The following is a 23993-nucleotide window of genomic DNA, read 5'->3' on the forward strand; positions in this document are numbered from 1 at the left end:
GAGGTGCTGGACCGGTGTCTGCACCACCTGCCACCAAGCCCTGCCCGCCACAGCACGCACGACGCCAAGATCGAGATAGACCTAACGGAGTCCTACTAGCGTTCGCGCTGGGGCACTGATCCCAACGCGCGCCCAGGGTGAATCGCTCGTGGCTCACAGGCGGGCTGGAGTCCAACAGACTCCGAGCGGTCCATCAATCCGGCAAGCGCACCAGTGGCGGCGGCCATAGACGGGACCAACCGACCCCCGCTACACACCGCAACGCTGGAGCGAGCCACTGGCGCACCCGGAAATTACCCACCAGAGTCCTGATGCTGATCAAAGTCCCCGCGTCACCACGCCCTGCGGCTCGCCGTTGACCGTTACGGCCGGATCGGCCTCCACCACGCGCACAGCCATGTCGATCGGTGCGGGGCGGACGTTGGCCGATTCAGCTGCCGAGAAGTGTCGGACATTGGAGGAACCGTCGGCGAACGGACGGACGGTGTGGGCCAGGAGGCGGGTCAGTTCATCGTCGAGGCCGTGCTGCAGGGGGGGTGCCGTCGGGGCCGAAGGAATCGATCTCGCGCTCGGCGAGCTGCTTGCCGGTGGCCGCGTGGGTGGCGGTGAGGTGCAGGATGCCGCTCTCGTTGTAGCGGAACTTGATCTCGATCCTGTTCCGGCGGATGCCCTGCTCACGGGTCGGTAGATCCACCTCGATGTTGGCCAGGGGGAAGGCGCGGTCGCTGTCGGCCGGGTAGCCGGCCTCGCCCTCGATCACCGGCACGCGCACGAAGGAAGCGCCCGGCGTGTCCGGGTAGAAGTTGGCCGAACCCTCCACCGAGCCGATCACGCGGCCCGAGGGCCCCAGGAACGACGAAAAACCGGTGAGTCATCCGACTCGACCGGTAATTCGCGAACGCATCGAGGACGATCTCGTGAACGTCCCTGCTGGTGTCCGAGGGGGGACTTGAACCCCCACGCCCGATAAAGGGCACTAGCACCTCAAGCTAGCGCGTCTGCCATTCCGCCACCCGGACTAGGTGTCTGCCGCCTGGCCGAGGGTGTTCCCCGCGGCGACATGGACAACAATACCAAGGTTTCGGACTGCCTCTCACCTGCATATCCGGGCCTCCGGAGCGGGTCCGCGGGGCGGCGTGGGGGTGCGCTTACAGTCTCACCATGGGCGACTGGATGACTACCGAGGGTTTGCGGGAAGGTCGGCGGCCGAGGGCGTTGTCGCCGTTGCGGGAGCATCTGCGGGACACGTTCTGGTTCGCGCCCACCGCGGCCATGGTGCTGGTCTTCGTGGTGTGGGCGGCGGCGAACGCGCTCGACACCGCGCTCGTCGAGGCGCTGCGAAAGGCGCACGACTACGACACCCTCGACGAGCTGCTGCGGCTGGCCGACGACGCGAAGACCGTGGTGACCGTGGTCGCCTCGGCGATGATGACCTTCATCGGTGTGGTCTTCAGCATCTCGCTGGTCGCCGTCCAGATGGCGAGCGGGCAGTTCAGTCCCCGCGTGGTGCGGATCTTCGTGCGGAGCCGGATCACCAAGGCCACGTTCGCCGTCTTCCTCGCGACCTTCCTGCTGTCGCTCCTGGTGCTGACCTCGTACGAGGGGCAGGCCGAACCACGGAAGGTGACCTCGGTCCCCCTGGTCCAGTCGGTTCTGACGCTCCTGATGCTGGGGCTCAGCCTCCTGCTCTTCGTGCTGTACGTGAACCAGACCCTGCGGCTCATGCGCATCAGCCATGTCATCGACCGCATCACCCGTGAGGCGTTCAAGGTCGTCGCGCGGATGCCCGTGGCCCGCTCGTCCGGCGAGGAGAACACGCTCGGCCCGGAGACCGCCCGGGTCGTCCACCACGGGCGGGCCGGCGTCCTGCGGGACGTGAACATCGCCCGGCTGGTGAAGGCGGCCCGGCAGCAGGATGTCGTCCTGCGGCTGATCCCGCGGATGGGGGATTTCGTCGTACCGGGTACGCCGCTGCTCGCCGTCCACGGAGGTTCCGCCCCGGCAGGGCGGTCGCTGAGTTACACCGTGTCCGTCGGGGTGGAGCGCACCTTTCACCAGGACTTCGCGTTCGGGCTTCGCCAGTTGTCCGACATCGGGCTGCGGGCGCTGTCGGCGGCGGTGAACGATCCGACCACGGCCGTGCAGGCGATCGACCGCATCGTGCAGTTCCTGGCCGCCGTCGCCGGCCGGCCCCTCGACGCGGCGCTCCATCGCGACCGGCGCGGGAGCGTGCGGCTGGTGCAACCCGTGCCGGGCTGGACCGAGCTGGTCGATCTCGGGTTCGCCGAGATCCGGGCGTGTGCGGTCGGCAGCCCGCAGGTCACCCGGCGCCTCGTCGCCGGGTTCGACGATCTGGCCGTGATCGCTCCCGCGGACCGCCGCGAGCCGCTGCTCCGGCACCGCGCCCTGCTCATCGAGGCCGTGGAGCGATCGGGGCTGGAGGCGTCGGACCGTGCCTTCGCACTGCGACCGGACCGGCAGGGCATCGGGTAGCCGACGCGGCTCGCTGGGCGGCCCCGCCCCGGTGGGACCCGGCGCACCCGGCCGTCCCGCAGGGCGGCGCCCGATGACGGACGCCGCCCGCTCTCACCCCATGAGACTCACCGAGCTCACCGAGCCCGCCAAGCCCGCCGGGCCCACAGCGCCACCGGGTCACCGGGTCACCGGGTCACCAGATCGGCCTCACCCGAGGTGGGCTCACGGCATCAAGTGGTACTCCGGGAAGTTCCCCGGCAGCCGTTCCCCCGCCGGGCCCTGGGTCACCGCGCGTACCAGCAGTTCCCCGCCCACGAACGCGCCGCGCCACGACGCGCCGAAGCCGCCGAACAGTTCGTCGCGGTCGCCCCGGGAGCGGGGCCGGCCGTGGCCGACCTTGAACGCCCGGATCTGCGGGGCCAGTCGGGTGTACGTCGCCTCGTCGTCCGTGGACAGGGTGGCGACCAGCGCTCCGTTCGACGCGTTCATCGCGGCGAGCAGTTCGGCCTCGGTGTCGACCAGGACGATGGTGTCGACGGGGCCGAAGGGTTCCGCGTGGTGCAGCGGTGAGGAGGGCGGCGGGTTGAGGAGCGTGACGGGCTGGACGTACGCCGATGTGTCCTGGCCGGGCAGGAAGCGGGTGTCGGACAGCCTGCCGCGGTGCAGCGGGACGGCGCCCCGGTCGATGGCCTCGGTGACCTGGTCGTGCAGTTCCTTGGCCTTGGCCGCGTTGATGACCGGGCCGAAGTCGAGGGACGGGTACGGGTCGTCCGGGTGCTCGACGGCGAGGGGGTGGCCGATCCGCAGGGTGCGGACGGCCGGAAGGTACGCGGCGAGGAAGTCGTCGAACAGGGTGCGCTGGACGACGAAGCGCGGGTACGCCGTGCAGCGCTGCTTGCCGTAGTCGAAGAGCTTGGGGACGACCGCCGTCAGCGCGTCCCAGTCGGTGTGGTTCCAGATGCCCCAGGTGTTGAGTCCCTCCTGTTCGAGGACATGGCGCTTGCCGAGGTCGGCGACGGCGGTGGCCACCGCGGCGCCGGTGTCCCGGCCGCCGACGAAGGAGACGCAGCCGATCTCGGGCGCGCGCACGAGCGCCTCCGACAGCTCGCCCCCGCTGCCGCTGACCAGGGTGACGGGGATGCCTTCGCGCACGGCGAGCGCGCAGGCCAGTGTGAGGCAGGCGACGCCGCCGTCGGTCGGGGTCTTGGCGATGACGGCGTTGCCCGCCAGGGCCTGGACCAGCATCGCGTGGACGAGGACGCTCATCGGGTAGTTCCAGCTCGCGATGTTGGAGACAGGGCCGTCGAGCGGGGCCCGGCCCGCCACCATGGGCTCGATGCCGTCGACGTACCAGCGCACGCCGTCGATCGCCCGGTCCACGTCGGCCTGGGCCAGCCGCCAGGGCTTGCCGATCTCCCAGACCAGCAGGAGGGCGAGCAGTTCGCGGTGTTCGGTCAGGGCGTCGAGTGTCGCCGCCACGCGGGCCCGGCGTTCCGCGAGGGGCACATGGCGCCAGGCCCGGTGCTGGTCGAGGGAGGCGCGGACGGCCCGCCGGGCGGTGGCGCCGTCGAGCCGGGGCGGTCCCGCGATGGGACTGCCGTCGACGGGGCTGGTCGCGGGCAGGGCCCGGCCGTCCGCCTGCCAGCCGGAGTTCCACAGGTTGAGCACCCGGTCGTCGCGGAACGCCTCGGGGGCGACGGTGAGACACCGCCGCCAGGCGTCGGTCCAGGACGTTCCGGACTTGAGGACGAGGGGGGTGGGGTTGAAGGGGACGGGATCGAGGGGATCGCGTTCACGAGCGTTGGCGTCGGGGGTCGTCACGGGTGTCTCCGCTCTCGGTGCACAGTCGGGGGCGGGGGGCCCGGCTTCCGCCGAACGGCAGGTCGTACGGGCCCGCGCGAACAGTCGTCGCGTACATAGTGGGAAGGTAGTGAGGTCGTTCGGCTTCCGGCAGTCACCTCACGTCAACTATGAGTGACATCACTCGGGGTCGCGCGCTCCTCCAGCCGGGCCAGGACGAGCCGTGCCGTCTCGGTCGGGGTGCCGCCCACCTGCACCCCGGCCGCCTCCAGGGCCTTCTTCTTGGCCCGGGCGGTGCCCGCGGAGCCGGAGACGATGGCGCCCGCGTGTCCCATGGTGCGGCCCTCGGGGGCGGTGAATCCGGCGATGTATCCGACGACCGGCTTGGTGACGTGATCGCGGATGTACGTGGCGGCCCGCTCCTCGGCGTCGCCACCGATCTCCCCGATGAGAACGATCAGCTCGGTGTCGGGGTCGTCCTGGAAGGCCGCCAGGCAGTCGATGTGCGAGGTGCCCACGACGGGGTCTCCGCCGATGCCTACACAGGTCGAGAAGCCGGTGTCCCGCAGTTCGTGCATGAGCTGGTAGGTGAGGGTGCCGGACTTGGAGACCAGGCCGACGCGTCCCGGCTTGGTGATGTCGGCGGGGATGATGCCCGCGTTGGACTGTCCGGGGGTGATGAGGCCGGGACAGTTGGGCCCGATGACGCGGGTCCCCCGGGCGGCTGCGTGCGCGCAGAAGGCGACGGAGTCGTGGACGGGGATGCCCTCGGTGATGACGACGGCGAGACCGATCCCGGCGTCTGCGGCCTCCAGTACGGCCGTACGGGCGAAGGCGGGCGGCACGAACACGACGCTCACGTCCGCGCCCGTCGCCTCGATCCCCTCGGCCACCGATCCGAAGACCGGGACGCTTCCGGAGGCGCTTCCCGGGCCCCCGGGGTACGGGGGGACGTCGAACTCGACGGTCCGGCCGGCCTTGCGCGGATTGACGCCGCCGACGACGTTCGTGCCGGCCACGAGCATGCGCCGGGTGTGTCTCATGCCCTCGGCACCGGTCATGCCCTGGACGAGGACCTTGGACTCCTTGGTGAGAAAGACGGCCATGTCCCGCTCCTTCAGGTGGTGTCGGCCAGTCGGGCGGCGAGGCGGGCGGCGGCGTCCATGGTGGCGGCCTGCCGTACCAGGGGGTGCGCGCGGTCGCCGAGAACGGCGCGGCCCCGTGCGGCGTTGTTGCCGTCGAGCCGGACCACCAGGGGCTTGGTCGGCCGTACGGTGTCCAGGGCCCGCACGATGCCGTCGGCGACGGCGTCGCAGGCGGTGATTCCGCCGAAGACGTTGACGAGGACGCATCTGACGTCCGGGTCGGAGAGCACGACGGAGAGGCCGTCGGACATGATCCGCGCGGACGCCCCGCCGCCGATGTCGAGGAAGTTGGCGGGGCGGGCCCCGCAGCCGGCGACCACGTCGAGGGTCGACATGACGAGGCCCGCGCCGTTGCCGATGACGCCGACCTCGCCGTCCAGCTTCACGTAGTTGAGGCCCCTGGCCGCGGCCGCCGCCTCCAGCGGGTCGGTGTGCGAAGCCTGGTGCTCGCCCCAACACGCTTGGCGGAAGCGGGCGTTGTCGTCGAGGGTCACCTTGCCGTCGAGGGCCACGATCTGGCCCTGGGTGGTGCGGACGAGAGGGTTCACCTCGACGAGGAGGGCGTCCTCGCGTGTGAGTACCTGCCAGAGCCGCGTGAGGATGTCGGCGGTACGCGGCGGCAGTCCGGCGGCCCGTACGATCTCGTGCGCCTTCGCCGAGGTGACGCCCTCCGCCGGGTCCACGGGGATGCGCGCCACCGCTTCCGGCCGGGCCGCGGCCACCTGCTCGATCTCCGTGCCGCCCTCGGTGGAGGCGACGGCGAGGAAGCGTCCGGCGGCACGGTCGAGGACGTACGAGACGTAGAACTCGCTCTCGATGTCGACGGGTTGGGCCAGCATCACGGTGCGGACCGGGTGGCCCTTGATGTCCATGCCGAGGATCCGGCGGGCCGTCCGTTCGGCGGCGGCGGGGTCCTCGGCGAGCCGCACGCCGCCCGCCCTGCCGCGCCCGCCGGTCCTGACCTGGGCCTTGACGACGACCCGGCCACCGAGCGCGCGGGCGATCCGGCGCGCCTCCCGGGGCGAGTCCGTGACCTCTGCGCGTGGCACCGGGATGCCGTGCTCCGCGAAGAGTTGCCGCGCCTGGTGCTCGTACAGGTCCATGATTCGGCTCCTGTCCTGAAAGTGGTGCACGACCCCTGGACATCACCCACCGGATGCGGGATAACAATCTTCATACAGTATTCGTCGACTGTATGCAATGTGCCGAACCTGGCCCACCGCCGGCTGCACCGGGGCGGTTCGAGGCAACGGACAAGTGAGGTGACCTGTGACGACCAAGGCTCTCGAAGGCATCCGCGTCCTGGACATGACGCACGTTCAGTCCGGGCCGTCGGCCACCCAGTTGATGGCCTGGCTCGGCGCCGACGTGGTCAAACTGGAGGCGCCGACCGGTGACATCACCCGCACCCAGCTGCGGGACATCCCGGACGCCGACTCCCTCTACTTCACCATGCTCAACAGCAACAAGCGCAGCATCACCCTCAACACCAAGACCGAGCGCGGCAAACAGCTCCTGACCGAGCTGATCCGCCGCTCCGATGTCATGGTGGAGAACTTCGGCCCCGGCGCGATCGACCGCATGGGCTTCACCTGGGACCGCGTCCGTGAGATCAACCCGCGGATCGTCTACGCCTCCATCAAGGGTTTCGGGGACGGCCCCTACACCGACTTCAAGGCGTACGAGGTGGTCGCGCAGGCCATGGGCGGTTCCATGGCGACCACCGGTTTCGAGGACGGTCCGCCGATGGCCACCGGCGCTCAGATCGGAGACTCCGGTACGGGCGTCCACGCCGTCGCCGCGATCCTCGCCGCGCTCCTCCAGCGCACCCGCACCGGGCGCGGCCAGCGCGTGAACGTCGCCATGCAGCACGCCGTCCTCAACCTCTGCCGGGTGAAGCTGCGCGACCAGCAGCGTCTCGCGCGCGGGCCGCTCGCCGAGTACCCCAACGAGGACTTCGGCGACGAGGTCCCGCGCTCGGGCAACGCCTCCGGCGGCGGCCAGCCGGGCTGGGCCGTCAGGTGCGCGCCCGGCGGCCCCAACGACTACGTGTACGTCATCGTCCAGCCCACCGGCTGGAAGCCGATCACGCGGCTGATCGGCCGCCCCGAACTCGCCGACGACGCCGAATGGGCCACCCCGCAGGCCCGGTTGCCCAGGCTCGCCAAGATGTTCCAGCTCATCGAGGAATGGACCGGCACCCTGCCCAAGTGGGAGGTGCTGGAGAAACTCAACGCCCAGAGCATCCCGTGCGGACCGATCCTGTCCACCAAGGAGATCATCGAGGACGCGTCACTGGCCGCCAACGACATGGTCGTCGAGGTCGAGCACCCCGAGCGCGGCTCCTACGTCACCGTCGGCAGTCCCCTCAAACTCTCCGACTCCCCCGTCGACATCACCGCCTCCCCGCTGCTCGGCGAGCACAACGAGGAGATCTACATCGGCGAACTCGGCCTCGGCGACGAGGAATTGCGGCTGCTGAAGTCGGGCGGGGTGATCTAGATGGCGGCCCAGGACCGGGTGGCGAGGGTGCGGGCGCTCCTCGACGGCGTACGACGCGAGGGGCGGACCGCGCTGACGGCGCCCGAGGGCAGGCTGGTCGCCGACGCCTACGGGATCGCCGTGCCCGGCGAGGAGTTGGCCCGCGACGAGGGCGAGGCGGTGGCCCACGCGGAACGCTTCGGCGGCCCGGTGGTGATGAAGGTCGTCTCCCCCGACATCCTGCACAAGACCGACGCGGGCGGGGTGCTGGTCGGTGTCGAGGGAGCGGCGGACGTACGGGCCGCCTTCCGCACCATCGTCGGGAACGCGCGGGCGTACGACCTCCGCGCCCGGATCGACGGCGTCCAGGTGCAGGAACTCGTCCCGCCGGGGCAGGAGGTCATCGTCGGCGCGGTGAGCGACCCGACGTTCGGGAAGGTCGTCGCGTTCGGGCTCGGCGGGGTGCTCGTCGAGGTCCTCAAGGACGTCACCTTCCGGCTCGCGCCGGTGAGCGACGACGAGGCGCTGTCGATGCTGGACTCCATCCGCTCGGCGGAGATCCTGCGCGGGGTGCGCGGCGCGCCGCCGGTGCACAGGACGGCCCTGGCCGAGCAGATCCGCCGGGTCTCCGAACTCGTCACGGACTTCCCCGAGATCGCCGAGGTGGACCTCAACCCGGTGATCGCCTCCCCGGAGGGCGCGGTCGCGGCGGACGTCCGCGTGCTCCTCGGCGGGAGCGCTCCGGCCGGGCGACGCCGGTACACCCGTGCGGAGATCCTCGCCTCGACGGACCGGCTGATGCGGCCGCGTTCGATCGCCGTGATCGGGGCCTCCGACGTCCCGGGCAAGATCGGTCACGCGGTGCTGCGCAACCTGATCGACGGGGGCTTCGCGGGCGAGATCCATCCGGTGAACCCCCGGGCCGACGACATCCAGGGCCGCAAGGCCTACGCGAGCGTCACGGACATTCCCGGGGAGGTGGACGTCGCGGTGTTCGCCGTGCCCGCCCGCGCGGTGGCCCGGGTTCTGGAGGAGGTGGGACGCAAGAACATCCCCAACGCGGTCCTGATCCCCTCCGGGTTCGCGGAGACCGGCGAACGGGGGCTCCAGGACGAGATCGTGGCCATCGGGGAGCGGTACGGCGTCAGGCTGCTGGGCCCGAACATCTACGGCTACTACTCGACCTGGCACGACGTGTGCGCCACGTTCTGCACGCCGTACGACGTGAAGGGCGGTGTCGCGCTCACCTCGCAGTCCGGTGGCATCGGCATGGCCGTCCTGGGATTCGCGCGGACCACGAAGACGGGTGTCTCGGCGATCGTCGGGCTCGGCAACAAGGCGGACCTGGACGAGGACGACCTGCTCACCTGGTTCGGCGAGGACCCGCACACGACGTGCGTCGCGATGCACCTGGAGGACCTCAAGGACGGCCGCGCCTTCGTGGCGGCGGCCCGCGCCACGGTCCCGAAGAAGCCCGTCGTCGTCCTGAAGGCGGGGCGGACCGCCGCCGGCGCGCGGGCCGCGGGCTCGCACACCGGAGCCCTCGCCGGCGACGACGCCGTGTACGACGACATCCTGCGGCAGGCCGGGGTCATCAGGGCTCCCGGACTGAACGACATGCTGGAGTACGCGCGCGCCCTGCCGGTGCTCCCGGCTCCCCGGGGCGACAACGTCGTGATCATCACGGGCGCGGGCGGCAGCGGCGTGCTCCTGTCCGACGCGGTGACCGACAACGGACTGTCCCTGATGGAGATCCCGCCGGACCTCGACGCCGCCTTCAGGAAGTTCATCCCGCCCTTCGGGGCCGCGGGCAACCCGGTGGACATCACGGGCGGCGAGCCGCCGTCGACGTACGAGGCGACGATCCGGCTGGGTCTGGAGGACCCGCGCGTCCACGCGCTCGTCCTCGGCTACTGGCACACCCTCGTGACCCCTCCCCTGGTCTTCGCCGAACTCGCCGCGCGCGTGGTGGCCGAGTTCCGCGAACGCGGCGTCGAGAAGCCGGTGGTGGCGTCGCTCGCGGGTGACGTGGAGGTCGAGGAGGCCTGCCGGTACCTGTACGAGCGGGGGGTCGTGGCCTACCCGTACACGACCGAGATGCCGGTGGCCGTCCTCGGCGCGAAGTACCGCTGGGCGCGCGCGGCAGGACTGATGGGGGGCCGCTCATGACATGAGTGTGCGCGGGGGCGGCCGACGGTGCGCGTCGACCGCCCCCGGGACCCGTGAGCGCACGAAAGGCATGGGGCAGGGGGCGCTGACCAGATCTTTCGACGCAAGGGGTGCTCGATCGACATGACAACAACCGACTACTCGACTGCGGTCCCTCATCGAGAGGTGAGAGACCGCCACGGCCGCGTGTACCGGGTCGGAGAGACCGACATCGACATCATGGGCCGCAGACGCGCGTGGATGGTCTTCCTGCCCTGGGCGGGCATGCTGGGGATCAGCTCCGCCGAGTACGCGTTCACCTCGGCGGAGGACACCCTCCACGAGGCCCACCTGTGGAGCAGCGGGCACATCTTCTGGCTGATGGGCGTCTGGATCTTCTTCCAGGCGGCCGTGGCCTTCCCGGCCGGGCGGCTGCGGGAGAGCGGCAGGCTCCCGGCCCGTACGGCGATGCTGCTGGGCGCGCTCGGCACCCTGCTCGGCTATGTGTCCCTGGCGTTCGCGCCGCATGTGGCGGTCGCCTACCTCGGCTTCGGCATGTGCAGCGGCATCGGCGCGGGTCTCGTCTACGCGACCTGCGTGAACATGGTCGGCAAGTGGTATCCGGAGCGCAAGGGCGGCAAGACGGGCTTCGTCAACGGCGGTTTCGCCTACGGGTCCGTGCCCTTCGTCTTCCTGTTCACCTCGTACATGGATCTGGGCAACTACCGGGGCGTCCTGGTGGGTGTCGGTCTGCTCTGCTGCGCCCTGGTCGCGGTGGCCGGCTGGTTCTTCAAGGACCCGCCGAAGGGCTGGTGGCCGGCGCACGTGGACCCGCTGAAGGTGTCCGACGACCCGAAGATCCGGCGGGCGCTGGAGAAGAACCCGCCGGCGGTGAAGCAGTACACCCCCAGGGATGCGGCCCGTACCCCCGTTCTCTGGATGATGTGGTTCTGCCTGCTGTGCACGGCCGGGATCAACATCTTCGGCATCGCCTTCCAGGTGCCGTTCGGCAAGGACATGGGCTTCGCGGGCGGGATCGTGGCCACGGCGATGTCCCTGAAGGCGATCGTCAACGGCACCGGGCGCGGGGTCATCGGCTGGATATCCGACCGCTTCGGAAGGCGGCACACGCTGATCATCGTCTGTCTGGTGCTGGGCTCCGCCCAGTTCGGCGTCCTGGTGTCCGGCCAGATGGGCAGCATGCCGTTCTTCCTGTTCTGCTCCATGGTCTCGGGCTTCGGCGGCGGCGCGATCTTCCCGCTGTTCGCGGCCATGACGGCGGACTACTTCGGTGAGAACAACAACGCCTCCAACTACGGGATGGTCTACAGCTCGAAGCTGATCTCGGGCCTGGTCGGCTCCGGCATGGGCGCGGTCGTCGTCGGCGCGTGGGACTACCACGGCGCCTTCGTGCTCGCCGGGTCCATCGGTCTGGCGTCCGCCGTACTGGCCCTGTTCCTCAAGGCACCGGGCCGGCCGCAGGCCCGCAGCATCGTTCCCAATCCGCACCCGCTCGGCGAGGAGATGGCCTGATGACGACGGAACCCATCGCGGAGAAGGGCGCGCCGGACGACCCCGGCGCCCCGGAGCGCGCCTACCGGGAGGTCACGGACGCCCGGGGGCGTGTCTACCGGATCGGCGAGACCGACCGGGACATCCTGGGCCACTCACGGAAGTTCATGGTGTACCTGCCGTGGGCCGCCATGATGGCCATCAGTGTCTTCGAGTACGCGTACGGCTCGGCCGAGGACACCCTGTCCCACGCCCACGGCTGGACGCAGAGCAACACCTTCTGGATCCTGAGCATTTGGGTCTTCTTCCAGGCGGGCATCGCCTTCCCCGCCGGCTGGCTGCGGGAGAAGGGGATCCTGACGGCCCGCAAGGCCATGTACACGGGCTCGGTCATGTGCGCGGCCGGCTTCCTCGCCCTCTCGCATCTGAGCAATGTGCTGCTGGCGATCCTGGGCTTCGGTGTCATCGGCGGCATCGGGTCCGGTCTGGTGTACGCGACCTGCATCAACATGGTCGGCAAGTGGTTCCCCGAACGCCGTGGCGCGCGGACGGGATTCGTCAACGGCGGATTCGCCTACGGCTCCCTGCCGTTCATCTTCATCTTCAACTACGCCTTCGACACGGCCAATTACCACCGTGTGCTGGACCTCATCGGCTGCTACGTGATGATCGTGGTGCTGTCCGCCGCGTTCTTCTTCAAGGACCCGCCGAAGAACTGGTGGCCCGCGGACATCGACCCGCTGACGTACGGCGGTTCCCCGAAGGGCGCCGCGAGTCTCTCCAAGAACCCTCCCGCCGTGAAGCAGTTCACCCCCAAGGAGGCCATCAGGACCGGCATGCTCCCGCTGATGTGGATCGCGCTCGTGATGACCGCGGGTGTGTCGATCTTCGGGATCTCCTTCCAGGTCGACTACGCCAAGGAGGTCGGCTTCGGGCCCCTGGTGGCGGCCTCGTCGATGGGCGTGATGGCGGTCATCAACGGCGTCGGCCGCGGCGTGGTGGGCTGGCTGTCCGACACGTACGGCCGCAAGCAGACCCTGGTGTTCGTCATCGTGGTCCTCGGTCTCGCGCAGTTCGGCGTGATCTGGGCCGGTGACATCCACAGCGAGGCGCTCTTCCTGATCTTCGCCTTCCTCTCCGGGTTCGGCGGCGGGGCCTTCTACCCGATGTTCGCGGCCCTGACTCCGGACTACTTCGGCGAGAACTACAACGCCACCAACTACGGGCTGGTGTACAGCGGAAAGCTGATCAGCGGTCTGTTCGGCGGGGGGCTCGGCTCGATGGTGGTCGCCGCCTGGGGCTACGACGGCGCGTACGCGCTGGCCGGCGGTATCTCCATGGCGGCGGCCGCGGTCGCCCTGCTGCTCCGGCAGCCGGGGCGCAGCACGGCGGACACCCCGGCACCACAGCCACAACCGGTCGGCTGAGCAACGGCCTTCCCGACGGGGGTGGCCCTCTCCGCGACCCGGCGGGAGGGTCACCCCCGGGTGCGTGCCGGCGCGCACCCGGCCGGCGTCCTCGTCCGGCGCGCGGAGCACGGGACGAAGGGAGGCGGGGCGCCGGAGGAAGAGCGCGGAGCACCGGACGAAGGGCGTGGGACGCCGGACGAAAGGCGTGGGACGCCGGACGAAAGGCGTGGGCGGGCCCGCTCGCCGGACTACTTCTCGCGGTCGTGGTACATCTTCCGCGTGTGCTCCGTGTGGGCCCGCATGACCGCGGTGGCCCGCTGTCCGTCGCGTTCCGCTATCGCGGCGATCAGTTCGCGGTGTTCGATCCAGGACTGCAGGCCTCGCTGGCGGGCCACCGGGGTGTAGTACCAGCGGACCCGGCGGTCGACCTGCGCGGCGAGCTCGGCGAGGACCGTGTTGCCGGCCAGCTCCATGACCTTGGCGTGCAGCCGCGCGTTCATCGCGACCGCGGCGTCCACGTCGTCGTCGGCGACCGCCCGCTCGCCCTCGGCGCACAGGGCTTCGAGCGCGCCGATGGCGGCGGTGCCCGCGTTGGCGGCGGCGAGCCGGGCCGCTTCGGCCTCCAGGAGCGTACGGACCGTGAGGAGCTGGTCGGCCTCCTCCTCGGTCGGCTCGTGCACGAACGCGCCCTGGGCGGGCCGCAGATCGACCCAGCCCTCGGTGCTCAACCGCTGGAGGGCTTCGCGCACGGGCTGCCGGGACACTCCGAGATGACCGGCGAGCTCGCTCTCGACGAGGTGCTGGCCGGGCCGCAGGGCGCGGGTGGTGATGAGTTCGAGCAGCGCCTCGTAGACGCGGTCACGGAGCGGGCCGGGCCGTTCGAGCCTGGGTACCGCTCCCTGAGGCAGTCCTGTCGACAACATCACGGTCCCTCCAGGGCAGCGCCGTCGCCGCGATAGGAAAGTCGATTGTCCATTGTCTTTCGCCTACAGTCTACGGCGCACAAATGGCCGACAGGCACAGGAGTCGGGCTTGTCACACCCGGGGACGCGAGGGCCGGACGAGCGGCTCGGGCCGCCTCACGGACAGCGGACGACCTGCCCCGCGTAGGAGAGGTTGCCGCCGAAGCCGAACAGCAGGACGGGGTCGCCGGTGGAGATCTCGCCGCGCTCGACGAGCTTGGAGAACGCGAGCGGGATGCTCGCGGCGGAGGTGTTCCCGGACTCGACGACATCGCGCGCCACGACGGCGTTGACCGCGCCGATCTTCAGGGCGAGGGGTTCGATGATGCGCAGGTTGGCCTGATGCAGGACGACCGCGGCGAGGTCCTCGGGGGCGAGGCCGGCCCGCTCGCAGGCCTTGCGGGCGAGCGGCGGGAGCTGCGTGGTGGCCCAGCGGTAGACGCTCTGCCCCTCCTGCGCGAACCGCGAGGGGGTGCCCTCGATGCGTACCGCGTGACCCATCTCGGGTACCGAGCCCCACAGCACCGGTCCGATACCGGGTTCCTCCCCGTCGGCGCAGGCCTCGACGACGGCGGCCCCCGCGCCGTCCCCGACGAGGACGCACGTGGTGCGGTCGGTCCAGTCCGCCACGTCGCTCATCTTGTCGGCGCCGATGACGAGCGCACGGGTCGCGGCACCGGCGCGCACGGTGTGGTCGGCGGTCGCGAGGGCATGGGTGAAGCCGGCGCAGACGACGTTGACGTCCATGGCGGCCGGGGAGGGGATGCCGAGGCGGGCCGAGACCCGGGCGGCCATGTTCGGGGAGCGGTCGACGGCCGTGGAGGTGGCCACGAGGACGAGGTCGATGTCGCCGGGCGTCAGGCCGGCGGCGGCGAGCGCCTTGGCGGCGGCGTGCGCGGCCAGCTCGTCGACCGGTTCGTCGGGGCCGGCGATGTGGCGGGTCCGGATGCCCACGCGGCTCCTGATCCACTCGTCACTGGTGTCGACCAGGCCCGCCAGGTCCTCGTTGGTGAGTACCTTGGCGGGCTGGTAATGGCCGACGGCGGCGATCCGTGAGCCGTTCATGAGTGGTCCCCCTCGTGCTTCGGTAGCGGGATCCACCAGTCTGTTCAATGACTCGCCGGTACGGCGGCAGGTGAAGCCACAGGATTGCGGCGCCAGGCTTGTCGGCTTCTGTCAGACTTCCGGAAGCCCGAACACCTACCCCGAGAACAATTGCGTCGCCTTCTGCACGAGCTCGTAGAGGCCGTAGCACAGGGGTGCGCCCACCCACAGCCAGGCGAAGACGATCAGCGCTCGCCGGTCAGGCGGACTCGGGCTGCTGTCGTGCGACATCGGCGGCCTCCCTCGGTGCGGGGATGTGGTGGCGGGCGTGCACGGGCCGTACGAACTCGTTCGCGACGAAGCCGACGGCGAGCAGCCCGATCATGATCAGGAACGACAGTTCGTACAGGGCGGAGCCGTGCTTGCCCGCGGCCTTCTGGTGGTCCGCGATCCAGTTCACGATCAGCGGGCCGAGGACGCCCGCGGTGGACCAGGCGGTGAGCAGCCTGCCGTGGATGGCGCCTACCTGGTAGGTGCCGAACAGGTCCTTCAGATACGCGGGGATCGTGGCGAAACCGCCGCCGTAGAAGGAGAGGATCACCAGCGCGCTCAGGATGAACAGGGGTTTGGACGAGTCCCCGAGCCATGCGATGAGGGCGTACATCAGGGCGCCGGCCCCGAGGTAGACGCGGTAGATGTTCTTGCGTCCGATCAGGTCGGAGGTCGAGGACCAGCCGATACGGCCCGCCATGTTCGCCGCGGACAGCAGGGCGACGAATCCGGCGGCCGCCGAGACGGACACCGGCGTGGACGTTCCCCCGAAGAAGTCCGTGATCATCGGGGCGGCCTTCTCCAGGATGCCGATGCCCGCGGTCACGTTCATGCAGAGGATGATCCACAGGCACCAGAACTGCGGGGTTCGGACGGCGTTCCGTGCGGAGACCTGGACCCCGTCGAGCGCGCTCGGCCCGGCCGCGGCCGGTTTCCCGCCGCGCGGCACGCGGACGAGCAGCACGCCGAGCGTCATGAACACGGCGTACGTCAGCCCGTGCACGAGGAACGCGAGAGCGATCCCGGAGGAGTCGGATCCGAACGACTTCAGCATCTGGGCCGACCAGGGCGAGGCGATCAGCGCGCCGCCGCCGAAGCCCATGATCGCGATGCCGGTGGCCATCCCGGGCCGGTCCGGGAACCACTTGATCAGCGTGGAGACGGGCGAGATGTAGCCGATGCCGAGGCCTGTTCCGCCGACGAAGCCGTAGCCGAGGACGATCAGCCAGTACTGCTCGGTGGCGGCGCCGAGCGCGGAGATGAGGAAGCCGGAGGAGAAGCAGACGAGGGCGACGGTCATCGCCCAGCGCGGGCCGTTGCGCTCGACGAGCGTGCCGCCGAACGCGGCCGACAGGCCGAGCATCACGATGGCGAGCTGGAAGGGCAGCGCGCTCTGGGTTCCGCTGAGGCCGAGCGCGGATTCGAGCGGCGGCTTGAAGACGCTCCAGGCGTAGGCCTGGCCGATGGAGAGATGGACCGACAGGGCGGCCGGCGGGACGAGCCAGCGGCTCCAACCGGGAGGTGCGACAGGAGGGCTCATGATCCGGGACGATAGGAAGCGGTCGCTCGGCTGTGAAGCGGCGTGACGCGAACTCGTCGACCGTATGCGATGAGCGGTATCCCTGACGCGACGAACGGTCACGGAGCGGGCCCTCGGGTCGGTCGGGCCGGGCACAGTGAGACCCGGAGGCCGGGTCCGGCCGGACGGCGCCAAGCCCGGATCAGGGTCGCCGGACACCGCCGAACCCGGGGGCCCGTCCAGTCGGACACCGCCAGGCCCGAGTCAGGGTCGCCGGACACCGCCAGGCCCGGGCCAGACTCGCCGCACACCGTCGGACCCGGAGGCCGGTCCGGCCGCACACCGCCAGACCCCGGCCACACTCGCCTCACACCGCCAGGCCCGGGCCAGACTCGCCGGACACCGCCGGGCCCGGGTCAGGGTCGGCGGTGTCCACCCCGGAGCGAGGGGGAGGGCGAGGGCGTGGGGGTGGGACGGCGGGAAGGGTTCTCAGCCCTTGCCCTCGCCGATTCCATCCTGTAGACAATATTTCGTCGACAGAGTTCGGAAGTTCCTCGGTACCCTCGACCGAACGGAGCGCCACACAGTGAGAGTCGCAGTTCTCGGCGCCGGTGCGATCGGCGCCTACGTCGGCGCCGCGCTGCACCGCGCCGGCGCCGACGTGCATCTCGTCGCCCGTGGACCGCATCTCGCGGCCATGAGGCAGCACGGCGTCCACGTCATCAGCCCGCGCGGGGACTTCACCGCGCGGGCCCACGCCACCGACGACCCGGCCGACATCGGTCCGGTCGACTACGTCTTCCTCGGCCTGAAGGCCAACTCGTACGCGGCGTGCGGGCCGCTCATCGAGCCACTGCTGCACGACACCACGGCGGTGATCGCCGCCCAGAACGGCATTCCCTGGTGGTACTTCCACCGGCACGGCGGACCCCACGACGGTCACCGCGTGGAGAGCGTGGACCCGGGCGGCGCGGTCAGCGCGGTGCTCGCGCCGGAGCGGGCCGTCGGATGTGTCGTGTACGCCGCTACCGAACTGGAGGGACCGGGCGTCGTCCGCCATCTCGAAGGCACCCGGTTCTCCATCGGGGAACCGGACCGGTCCGTCTCGGCGCGCTGCCGGGTTTTCAGCGACGCCATGCGCGACGGCGGGCTGAAATGCCCGGTCGAACCGGACCTGCGGAACGACATCTGGCTCAAGCTGCTCGGCAACATCTCCTTCAACCCGATCAGCGCGCTGGCCCGCGCCACGATGCGGCAGATGTGTCTGCACGGCGGGACGCGCAAGGTCATCGAGATCATGATGACCGAGACGCTGGCCGTCGCCCGGGCCCTCGGCTGCGAGGTGGGCGTGTCCATCGAGCGGCGCCTCGCGGGCGCCGAGCGCGTCGGCGACCACCGCACCTCCACGCTCCAGGACCTGGAGCGGGGCAAGCCGCTGGAACTCGACGTGCTGCTCGCGGCCGTCGTGGAGCTGGCGGAGATCACCGGGGTGCCGGTGCCGACCCTGCGTACGGTGCACGCCATCTCGGATCTGCTCGCGCTGCGGACGGCGGCATGAGCGCGGAGCGGGCCGCCCACGGCCGGAGCGGCCCGCGGCCCGCTCCGCGCGTACGGCACGACCGGCCCGGGGCACGCCAGCGGGTCCGGCCCGCGGCACGAGCGCGGGTCCGGCGCGCGGCGCGCATGCAGGACAATGAGGACGTGAAGGTCACCCGCCCCGCCCGTCGATCCGGTGACCCGCACGGCAACCGCCGCAGGAAGGGCCGATCCGGCCGGCCGCACGTACGGAAGCGGGACTGATCACGTCATGGGACGAGTCACGGAACGACGCAAGGTGATCCGCATCCGGGACGGGGCCGTGAGCACCCGTCCGGACACGCTCGTCGCCGAGGAACCGCTGGAGATCCGCCTGAACGGCAAGCCCCTGGCGATCACCATGCGCACCCCGGGCGACGACTTCGCGCTCGCCGCGGGCTTCCTGGTGAGCGAGGGGGTACTCGGCCGGGCCGACGAGCTGCAGAACATCGTGTACTGCGCGGGGGCCACGGTCGACGGCTCCAACTCGTACAACATCGTCGACGTACGGACGGCGCCCGGTGTCGTCATCCCCGACATCACGCTGGAACGCAATGTGTACACGACGTCGTCGTGCGGGCTGTGCGGCAAGGCGAGCCTGGACGCCGTCCGTACGACGGCCCGCTGGACCGTCGACGACACGGAGGGCGGCACCACTCCCCCGGTGCGGCTGGAGCCCGGGCTGCTCGCGGACCTCCCCGACCGGCTGCGCGCGGCCCAGCGGGTCTTCGACCGGACCGGGGGCCTGCACGCGGCGGCGCTGTTCACCGAGGAGGGCGAGCTGGTCGACGTACGCGAGGACGTGGGCCGGCACAACGCGGTCGACAAGCTGGTCGGCCGCGCCCTGCAGAACGGCACGCTCCCGCTCTCCCGGACGGTCCTGCTGGTCTCCGGCCGGGCGTCCTTCGAGCTGGCGCAGAAGGCCGTGATGGCGGGCGTCCCGGTGCTCGCCGCGGTCTCGGCTCCGTCGTCGCTGGCCGTCGACCTGGCGGCGGAGACCGGCCTGACCCTGGTCGGCTTCCTGCGCGGCGCCAACATGAACGTGTACGCGGGCGAGCACCGCATCGCCCTGCGGGCCGCGGCCGCCCAGGGCTGACACCGGCTCCCCGCGTCACGGCGGCGGGGCCCCGAACGGCGGGGAGCGCCCCCTGCGTCGGAGGGGCCCCGCTTCGGCCGACCGCCGATCTCAGCCCCGAACCCCCGCGACCTCGGCGAACGCGGCGATCAGGGGCGTGCGACGACTCCGCTCCCAGGCCAGGAACACCTGGTCGGGCGGCGCGTCCGTGACGGGTACGTACGTGATGTCCGGGCGTGAGTACTGCTCGGCGACGGACTCCGGTACGAGGGTGATGCCGGCCCCGCCCGCCACGCGCTCGAACTTCTCCTCGATGGTCCGGATCGGCAGGTCGTCCGGCCCGGGGTCGGAGTAGCGCAGCCAGGTCTCGCTCTCCAGGTCGGCGAGGGTCAACTCCTCCTTCCCGGCGAGCCGGTGGGCCGCCGGGAGCATCGCGACCCGGGCCTCGTCGAAGAGGGGCAGCAGCGCGAGTCCTTCCTCCTGGATCGGCCGGCGGACGTAGGCGAGGTCGACCGTCCCGTCGAGGATCAGCCGCTCCTGGTCGTCCCATTCGACCCGGCGCGCCTGCACGTCGACGTCGGGATGCCCGGCGCCGAAGGCCCGCAGGGCGTGGGTGACGACCACTCCGGCCCGGAAGCCGACGACGAGCCGGCCCGGGCCGCGGGCCGCCGCACGCCGCACCCGGCGCCGGGTCGCGTCGGCGGCGGCGAGCAACGGGTGGGCGTCGTCCAGGAGTTGGCGCCCGGCCGCGGTCAGGGCCACACCGCGGCTGTCCCGTTCGAGGAGCACGGCGTCCAAGTCCTTCTCCAGGGCCTTGATCTGACGGCTCAGTGCCGGCTGGGCGATGTGCAGTCGCTGCGCCGCGCGCCCGAAGTGCAGCAGTTCGGCCACCGCCACGAAGTAGCGGACCTTGCGCAGGTCGAGATCCATGACCGCCCCTCCGTCGTAGCGCCGACGATGCCTTCAGGGTATCGCCGACGCCGAAAGAGGTCTTGGACGGCGGGGCACGGCCGCGAGCAGGCTGGGAGACACCGGGGAGGACCCGGGAATCACGCGAAGGGGAACCGACATGGGTCACAGGGGTGTGCGAGGACAGCGGGTCGTCGTGATCGGCGGCACGGCGGGCATCGGGCTCGCGGTGGCGGAGGCTGCCGCCCGGGAGGGGGCCGAGGTGGTGGTCGCCTCGCGGCGCCGGGAGAGTGTGGACGCCGCCCTGGAGCGGCTGCCGTCGGACGCGCGGGGGCACGCGCTGGACGCGACCGACGAGCACGGCGTCCGGGATTTCTTCGGCCGGATCGGCGATTTCGACCACCTGGTCTACACGGCCGGTGAGTCATTGCTGCTGGGGAGTCTCGCCGCGTCCGATCCGGCGCAGGCTCGGCGTTTCCTGGACACCCGGCTGTGGGGCGCGTACACGGCCGTCAAATACGGCGCCCCGGCGATCCGCGAAGGCGGCTCGGTCGTCCTGACCACCGGCACGGCCGGGCGTCGGCCGATGCCGGGGACCACCGTCGCGGCGAGCCTGTGCGGGGCGATGGAGTCGCTCACCCGTGCCCTGGCCCTGGAGCTCGCCCCGATCCGGGTGAACGCGGTCTCGCCGGGGGTGGTCCGGACCGGGCTGTGGCGGGACCTGCCGGAGGAGGACCGCGACGGACTGTTCACGTCCGCCGCCGCGTCACTCCCCGTCGGCCGGGTGGGCGAGCCGGAGGACATCGCCGAGGCCTATCTGTATCTGATGCGCGGGGGCTACAGCACCGGCTCCGTCGTCGTGGCCGACGGGGGCGGCGTACTGGTGTGAGAGCACCCTCCGGCTCCCGCACGGCTCATCCCGCGATGAGGCGCACCTCGTCGGCGGTCACGACCGTGCCGAGGCGCGGGAAGTCCAGGCGGACGGAGGCCTCGTGCTCGGGAGCCGTGAACGCGGCCATCGCGTCCTGGACGAAGACCAGGTCGTAGCCGAGGTCACCGGCGGCGCGCGCGGTCGACTCGACGCCGAGGTTGGTGGCGATTCCGCCGAACACCAAGGTGGAGACGCCGTGTTCGCGCAGCCGCTCGTCCAGGCCGGTGCCCTGGAAGCCGCCGATGGTCCGCTTCACGATCTCCAGATCACCCTCCGCGACGAGTCCGGCGACGAGTCCGCTTCCGGGCGGCTGCTCCGGTACTCCGGACCGCTCGACCCGGATGAACACGACGAGCGCGCCCGCCTTCCGGAAGGAGGCCGCCAACTCCTCTGCGGTGGCGAGGACTTCGGTCCCCTTGTGCGGCGCCAGGGGCAACGCCACGATGCGCTCCATCAGATCGACGAGCACGAGGGCGGTGCGCGCCGGATCGAGGGCGAGACGGGGTTCGGCTTCGGGTGCGGTCATGACGGAACGTTAGCCCGCATCAGCCGTCCGTACCGGAAATCCGGATCAACAAGCCCGTGAACTGCTCTTCGCCGTGCGGTCACCTGGACACGCTCCGGCTGGTCGAAATCTGGCGTGAACACGACCGGTGCACGCTTCTTGTGAGGTGCGTGAGGGCCCAAGTAGCGTCTGCGGCGCGAACGTTGGACGTGGGATGTCCAGAGAATCCGTATTGCCCAGTCGCCGCACGAAGGGCAGGTCGCACCATGCCGTCACGCCTTGGCACCCGTCTGAGATCCACCTTCGCCGCCCGCCCGGGGCCCGGTTCCCGCACTCGCCCGAGGCCCGCCTTACCCGCCCGTCCACAGGCCGGCTCCCGCACCCGCTCGCGAGCCGCCCTCGCCCTCCGTTCGGGAGCCGGCTCCCGCGCCCGCCTCAAAGCCGCCCTGACCGCCGCTGTCAGCATCGCCGCGCTGGTCGCGCTCCCGGGCACGGCGCGGGCCGAACCGGCCGCCACCGGAGGCGAGTTCGAGCAGCAGGTGCTGTTCAAGGCCTCCCAGGACCCGGGTTACGCCTGCTTCCGCATACCGTCCGTCGTACGGACGACAGAGGGAACGCTGCTGGCGTTCGCCGAGGGGCGCGTCCTCAACTGCGGTGACGCGGCCGACATCGACATCGTGGTGAAGCGCTCCAGCGACGGCGGGCGCACCTGGAGCCCGCTCCAGGTCGTCAACGACGGGGGCGGGAACACCCACGGCAACCCCACACCGATCGTGGACCGTGAGACCGGCCGGATCGTGCTGGCGGAGACGTACAACACGGGCCGTACGGACAGCGCGAGCTGCTCGGTGCCGTGCGACCGGACCCCGCATCTCCAGTACAGCGACGACGACGGTCTCAGCTGGTCGCAGCCGCGCGACCTGAGCGACGAGATCCTGCCCGCGAACTGGAACTCCTGGTACGCCACCGGTCCGGTGCACGGCATCCAGCTCACCCGCGGCCGGCACGCGGGACGACTCGTCTTCGCCGTCAACACCGAGACCTGGAACGGCAGTCGGGTCACCGCCAACAACGCCGCGCTCATCACCAGCGACGACGACGGCGACCACTGGGACATCGGGGCGACCGACTCCTGGCCGATCGCCGACGACGGCACCTACCGGCAGAAGCCCTCCGAGATGACGCTCACCGAGCGCACCGACGGATCGGTCCTGGTCAGCGGTCGCGAGCAGGACGGCACCGACCTCGGGCACCGCACCGAGGCGGTCAGCAGGGACGGCGGCGACAGCTTCGTCTCCCCCTTCCGTGACATCCCGGACCTCTACGCGCCCCAGGTGCAGGGCTCGACCCTGCGCGTCGGCGACCGGATCCTGCTGTCCTGCCCCGCCGACCCGGACCGCCGCCGGACCATGATGGTCCGCTCCTCCTACGACGGCGGACGCACCTGGGACAGCGTGGACCGCGGAACGGTCGTCACCACCGACTGGTCCGGCTACTCCGACCTGGTGCGCGTCGACGGCGACACGGTGGGCCTGATGTACGAGGGCGGCGCGGTCGACGCGCGCGACGAGATCCGTTTCGCCCGCTTCACCGAGGACTGGCTCCAGCCGCGCCGCGGCCCTGACCCGACGACGGCCGACCTCGCTCCGTTCACCCGGCGGGCCGCGGTCCTAGGCGGCGCGGGGCGGACGGCGGGCGTCCTCGGGGACGCGATGGAGTTCGACGGTGTCGACGACGCCGTACGGCTGCCGTATCAGGACCGGCTGCCGCTGGGGACGAAGGACTTCACGGCGTCCCTGTGGTTCCGCTACACGGCCACCGGCGGTGAGCAGCCGCTGCTGTGGATGGGCGGGATCGGTACGACGCAGCCGCAGGTGTGGCTGCGCGGGGAGCCCGCGTCCAACCGGATCACCGGTCTCATCACGACCAGGAACGGCGCGTCGGCCCCTTCCACGGCGTTCGTGCGCACCGCGGGCGCGTTCAACGACGGCCAGTGGCACCATCTGGCGCTGCGCCGCGGCGGGGGACAGCTCACGCTGTTCCTCGACGGGACGACGGTCAGCACGGCGGACGTGCCGGGATCGGTCAGCCGGAACTCGCCGTTCGGGGTGCACATCGGCCAACGGATGGACAGCCGGGCGTACTTCACCGGTGCGATCGACGATGTTCGGGTCTACGACCGGGCGTTGAGCGACGACGAGCTGTCGGCACCGCCCTCGCGGAAGGTGACCGGGGACACCGTCCTGTGGCTCCCCATGGACCGGGTGAGCGGGGACCACTAACGGTCCCGTCCGTGCCCGACGACGCACGAGCGCGACGGCGGAACGGGACCGGGCTCGGCATCCTGCCGGCCCTGGTCCCGGCGGCCGTACCGCTCACCGTCCTCCCGGACCACCACCGGGAGGACGGTGCCACGCCGGGCGACGGCCACCGGGGCGTCCTCGGCTACGAC

General features: G+C 71.0%; 19 protein-coding genes and 1 tRNA gene. 9 read left to right on the top strand and 11 right to left on the bottom strand.

Annotated elements, in window-relative coordinates:
• Positions 1 to 508: 508 nt before the first annotated feature.
• Complete coding sequence (locus tag ACIQRL_RS12945; RefSeq protein ID WP_401330871.1) at positions 509 to 832, bottom strand: hypothetical protein; 324 nt, start codon at positions 830 to 832, stop codon at positions 509 to 511.
• A gap of 99 nt (positions 833 to 931) precedes the next feature.
• Positions 932 to 1019: transfer RNA gene (locus ACIQRL_RS12950), tRNA-Leu, on the bottom strand.
• 142 nt (positions 1020 to 1161) lie between these two features.
• On the opposite strand from ACIQRL_RS12950, the gene ACIQRL_RS12955 reads away from it, so the two are divergent.
• Positions 1162 to 2493, top strand: a complete 1332-nt coding sequence (locus ACIQRL_RS12955) for a DUF2254 domain-containing protein (RefSeq protein ID WP_401330873.1) — start codon at positions 1162 to 1164, stop codon at positions 2491 to 2493.
• Positions 2494 to 2697: 204 nt separating this feature from the next.
• Here ACIQRL_RS12955 and ACIQRL_RS12960 read toward each other — a convergent pair whose 3' ends face one another.
• From ACIQRL_RS12960 to sucC, 3 genes are all read right to left on the bottom strand, one after another.
• The gene (locus ACIQRL_RS12960; RefSeq protein WP_401330875.1) at positions 2698 to 4296 is read right to left on the bottom strand and encodes an aldehyde dehydrogenase family protein; all 1599 of its coding nucleotides are present in this window, start codon (positions 4294 to 4296) and stop codon (positions 2698 to 2700) included.
• A 143-nt stretch (positions 4297 to 4439) separates the two neighbouring features.
• The gene (gene sucD, locus ACIQRL_RS12965) at positions 4440 to 5381 is read right to left on the bottom strand and encodes a succinate--CoA ligase subunit alpha (RefSeq protein ID WP_401330877.1); all 942 of its coding nucleotides are present in this window, start codon (positions 5379 to 5381) and stop codon (positions 4440 to 4442) included.
• An 11-nt stretch (positions 5382 to 5392) separates the two neighbouring features.
• Positions 5393 to 6523: an ADP-forming succinate--CoA ligase subunit beta gene (sucC, locus tag ACIQRL_RS12970; RefSeq protein WP_401330879.1), complete on the bottom strand. Its 1131-nt coding sequence runs from the start codon at positions 6521 to 6523 to the stop codon at positions 5393 to 5395.
• A 166-nt stretch (positions 6524 to 6689) separates the two neighbouring features.
• On the opposite strand from sucC, the gene frc reads away from it, so the two are divergent.
• The 4 genes from frc to ACIQRL_RS12990 all read left to right on the top strand — a co-directional run bounded on the left by frc (position 6690) and on the right by ACIQRL_RS12990 (position 12988).
• Entirely contained in the window at positions 6690 to 7922 is a 1233-nt protein-coding gene (gene frc, locus ACIQRL_RS12975; protein ID WP_401330881.1) for a formyl-CoA transferase, read from the top strand.
• Positions 7923 to 10070, top strand: coding sequence for an acetate--CoA ligase family protein (locus tag ACIQRL_RS12980; RefSeq protein WP_401330883.1), 2148 nt, complete (start codon positions 7923 to 7925; stop codon positions 10068 to 10070). It abuts the gene before it with no gap.
• A gap of 123 nt (positions 10071 to 10193) precedes the next feature.
• A complete protein-coding gene (locus tag ACIQRL_RS12985; RefSeq protein ID WP_401330885.1) occupies positions 10194 to 11582 on the top strand; it encodes an OFA family MFS transporter in 1389 nt (462 codons plus the stop codon).
• Positions 11582 to 12988, top strand: coding sequence for an OFA family MFS transporter (locus tag ACIQRL_RS12990; protein ID WP_401330887.1), 1407 nt, complete (start codon positions 11582 to 11584; stop codon positions 12986 to 12988). The genes ACIQRL_RS12985 and ACIQRL_RS12990 overlap by 1 nt, the downstream gene beginning before the upstream one ends.
• 230 nt (positions 12989 to 13218) lie before the next feature.
• Here the strand turns inward: ACIQRL_RS12990 and ACIQRL_RS12995 are convergent, their stop codons facing one another.
• From ACIQRL_RS12995 to ACIQRL_RS13010, 4 genes are all read right to left on the bottom strand, one after another.
• Complete coding sequence (locus ACIQRL_RS12995; RefSeq protein WP_401330889.1) at positions 13219 to 13893, bottom strand: GntR family transcriptional regulator; 675 nt, start codon at positions 13891 to 13893, stop codon at positions 13219 to 13221.
• A 156-nt stretch (positions 13894 to 14049) separates the two neighbouring features.
• Positions 14050 to 14997, bottom strand: a complete 948-nt coding sequence (locus ACIQRL_RS13000) for a beta-ketoacyl-ACP synthase III (protein WP_401330891.1) — start codon at positions 14995 to 14997, stop codon at positions 14050 to 14052.
• A gap of 135 nt (positions 14998 to 15132) precedes the next feature.
• Positions 15133 to 15267 carry a hypothetical protein gene (locus ACIQRL_RS13005; RefSeq protein ID WP_261704980.1) on the bottom strand — a complete coding sequence of 45 codons (135 nt, stop codon included), beginning with the start codon at positions 15265 to 15267 and terminating at the stop codon, positions 15133 to 15135.
• The gene (locus ACIQRL_RS13010) at positions 15236 to 16567 is read right to left on the bottom strand and encodes an OFA family MFS transporter (protein WP_401330893.1); all 1332 of its coding nucleotides are present in this window, start codon (positions 16565 to 16567) and stop codon (positions 15236 to 15238) included. Before ACIQRL_RS13010 ends, ACIQRL_RS13005 begins: the two co-directional genes overlap by 32 nt.
• Positions 16568 to 17132: 565 nt before the next feature.
• On the opposite strand from ACIQRL_RS13010, the gene ACIQRL_RS13015 reads away from it, so the two are divergent.
• Both ACIQRL_RS13015 and fdhD read left to right on the top strand, forming a co-directional pair.
• A complete protein-coding gene (locus tag ACIQRL_RS13015; protein WP_401330895.1) occupies positions 17133 to 18104 on the top strand; it encodes a 2-dehydropantoate 2-reductase in 972 nt (323 codons plus the stop codon).
• A gap of 249 nt (positions 18105 to 18353) precedes the next feature.
• Entirely contained in the window at positions 18354 to 19217 is an 864-nt protein-coding gene (fdhD, locus tag ACIQRL_RS13020; RefSeq protein ID WP_401330897.1) for a formate dehydrogenase accessory sulfurtransferase FdhD, read from the top strand.
• A 90-nt stretch (positions 19218 to 19307) separates the two neighbouring features.
• On the opposite strand, the gene ACIQRL_RS13025 is transcribed toward fdhD, so the two are convergent.
• The gene (locus tag ACIQRL_RS13025) at positions 19308 to 20126 is read right to left on the bottom strand and encodes a LysR family transcriptional regulator (protein WP_401330899.1); all 819 of its coding nucleotides are present in this window, start codon (positions 20124 to 20126) and stop codon (positions 19308 to 19310) included.
• Between the two features lie 139 nt (positions 20127 to 20265).
• On the opposite strand from ACIQRL_RS13025, the gene ACIQRL_RS13030 reads away from it, so the two are divergent.
• Positions 20266 to 20994, top strand: coding sequence for an SDR family oxidoreductase (locus ACIQRL_RS13030; protein WP_401330901.1), 729 nt, complete (start codon positions 20266 to 20268; stop codon positions 20992 to 20994).
• Positions 20995 to 21019: 25 nt separating this feature from the next.
• On the opposite strand, the gene ACIQRL_RS13035 is transcribed toward ACIQRL_RS13030, so the two are convergent.
• Positions 21020 to 21562, bottom strand: a complete 543-nt coding sequence (locus tag ACIQRL_RS13035; protein ID WP_401330903.1) for an isochorismatase family protein — start codon at positions 21560 to 21562, stop codon at positions 21020 to 21022.
• 245 nt (positions 21563 to 21807) lie between these two features.
• Here ACIQRL_RS13035 and ACIQRL_RS13040 point away from each other — a divergent pair, with 245 nt between their 5' ends.
• Positions 21808 to 23823 (top strand): exo-alpha-sialidase, encoded by a 2016-nt coding sequence (locus tag ACIQRL_RS13040; RefSeq protein ID WP_401330905.1) that lies wholly within the window; start codon positions 21808 to 21810, stop codon positions 23821 to 23823.
• Positions 23824 to 23993 lie beyond the last annotated feature (170 nt).

The organism is Streptomyces sp. NPDC091209 (genome assembly GCF_044757755.1).
GTDB lineage: Bacteria > Actinomycetota > Actinomycetes > Streptomycetales > Streptomycetaceae > Streptomyces.

Coding starts and splice junctions, on each gene's coding strand:
- sucC (WP_401330879.1), bottom strand. CDS start 6,523: ATGGACCTGTACGAGCACCAGGCGCGGCAACTCTTCGCGGAGCACGGC.
- ACIQRL_RS13030 (WP_401330901.1), top strand. CDS start 20,266: ATGGGTCACAGGGGTGTGCGAGGACAGCGGGTCGTCGTGATCGGCGGC.
- ACIQRL_RS12955 (WP_401330873.1), top strand. CDS start 1,162: ATGGGCGACTGGATGACTACCGAGGGTTTGCGGGAAGGTCGGCGGCCG.
- ACIQRL_RS12985 (WP_401330885.1), top strand. CDS start 10,194: ATGACAACAACCGACTACTCGACTGCGGTCCCTCATCGAGAGGTGAGA.
- ACIQRL_RS13035 (WP_401330903.1), bottom strand. CDS start 21,562: ATGACCGCACCCGAAGCCGAACCCCGTCTCGCCCTCGATCCGGCGCGC.
- ACIQRL_RS13025 (WP_401330899.1), bottom strand. CDS start 20,126: ATGGATCTCGACCTGCGCAAGGTCCGCTACTTCGTGGCGGTGGCCGAA.
- ACIQRL_RS12995 (WP_401330889.1), bottom strand. CDS start 13,893: ATGTTGTCGACAGGACTGCCTCAGGGAGCGGTACCCAGGCTCGAACGG.
- ACIQRL_RS12980 (WP_401330883.1), top strand. CDS start 7,923: ATGGCGGCCCAGGACCGGGTGGCGAGGGTGCGGGCGCTCCTCGACGGC.
- ACIQRL_RS13005 (WP_261704980.1), bottom strand. CDS start 15,267: ATGTCGCACGACAGCAGCCCGAGTCCGCCTGACCGGCGAGCGCTGATC.
- ACIQRL_RS13000 (WP_401330891.1), bottom strand. CDS start 14,997: ATGAACGGCTCACGGATCGCCGCCGTCGGCCATTACCAGCCCGCCAAG.
- ACIQRL_RS13010 (WP_401330893.1), bottom strand. CDS start 16,567: ATGAGCCCTCCTGTCGCACCTCCCGGTTGGAGCCGCTGGCTCGTCCCG.
- ACIQRL_RS13040 (WP_401330905.1), top strand. CDS start 21,808: ATGCCGTCACGCCTTGGCACCCGTCTGAGATCCACCTTCGCCGCCCGC.
- sucD (WP_401330877.1), bottom strand. CDS start 5,381: ATGGCCGTCTTTCTCACCAAGGAGTCCAAGGTCCTCGTCCAGGGCATG.
- ACIQRL_RS12990 (WP_401330887.1), top strand. CDS start 11,582: ATGACGACGGAACCCATCGCGGAGAAGGGCGCGCCGGACGACCCCGGC.
- fdhD (WP_401330897.1), top strand. CDS start 18,354: ATGGGACGAGTCACGGAACGACGCAAGGTGATCCGCATCCGGGACGGG.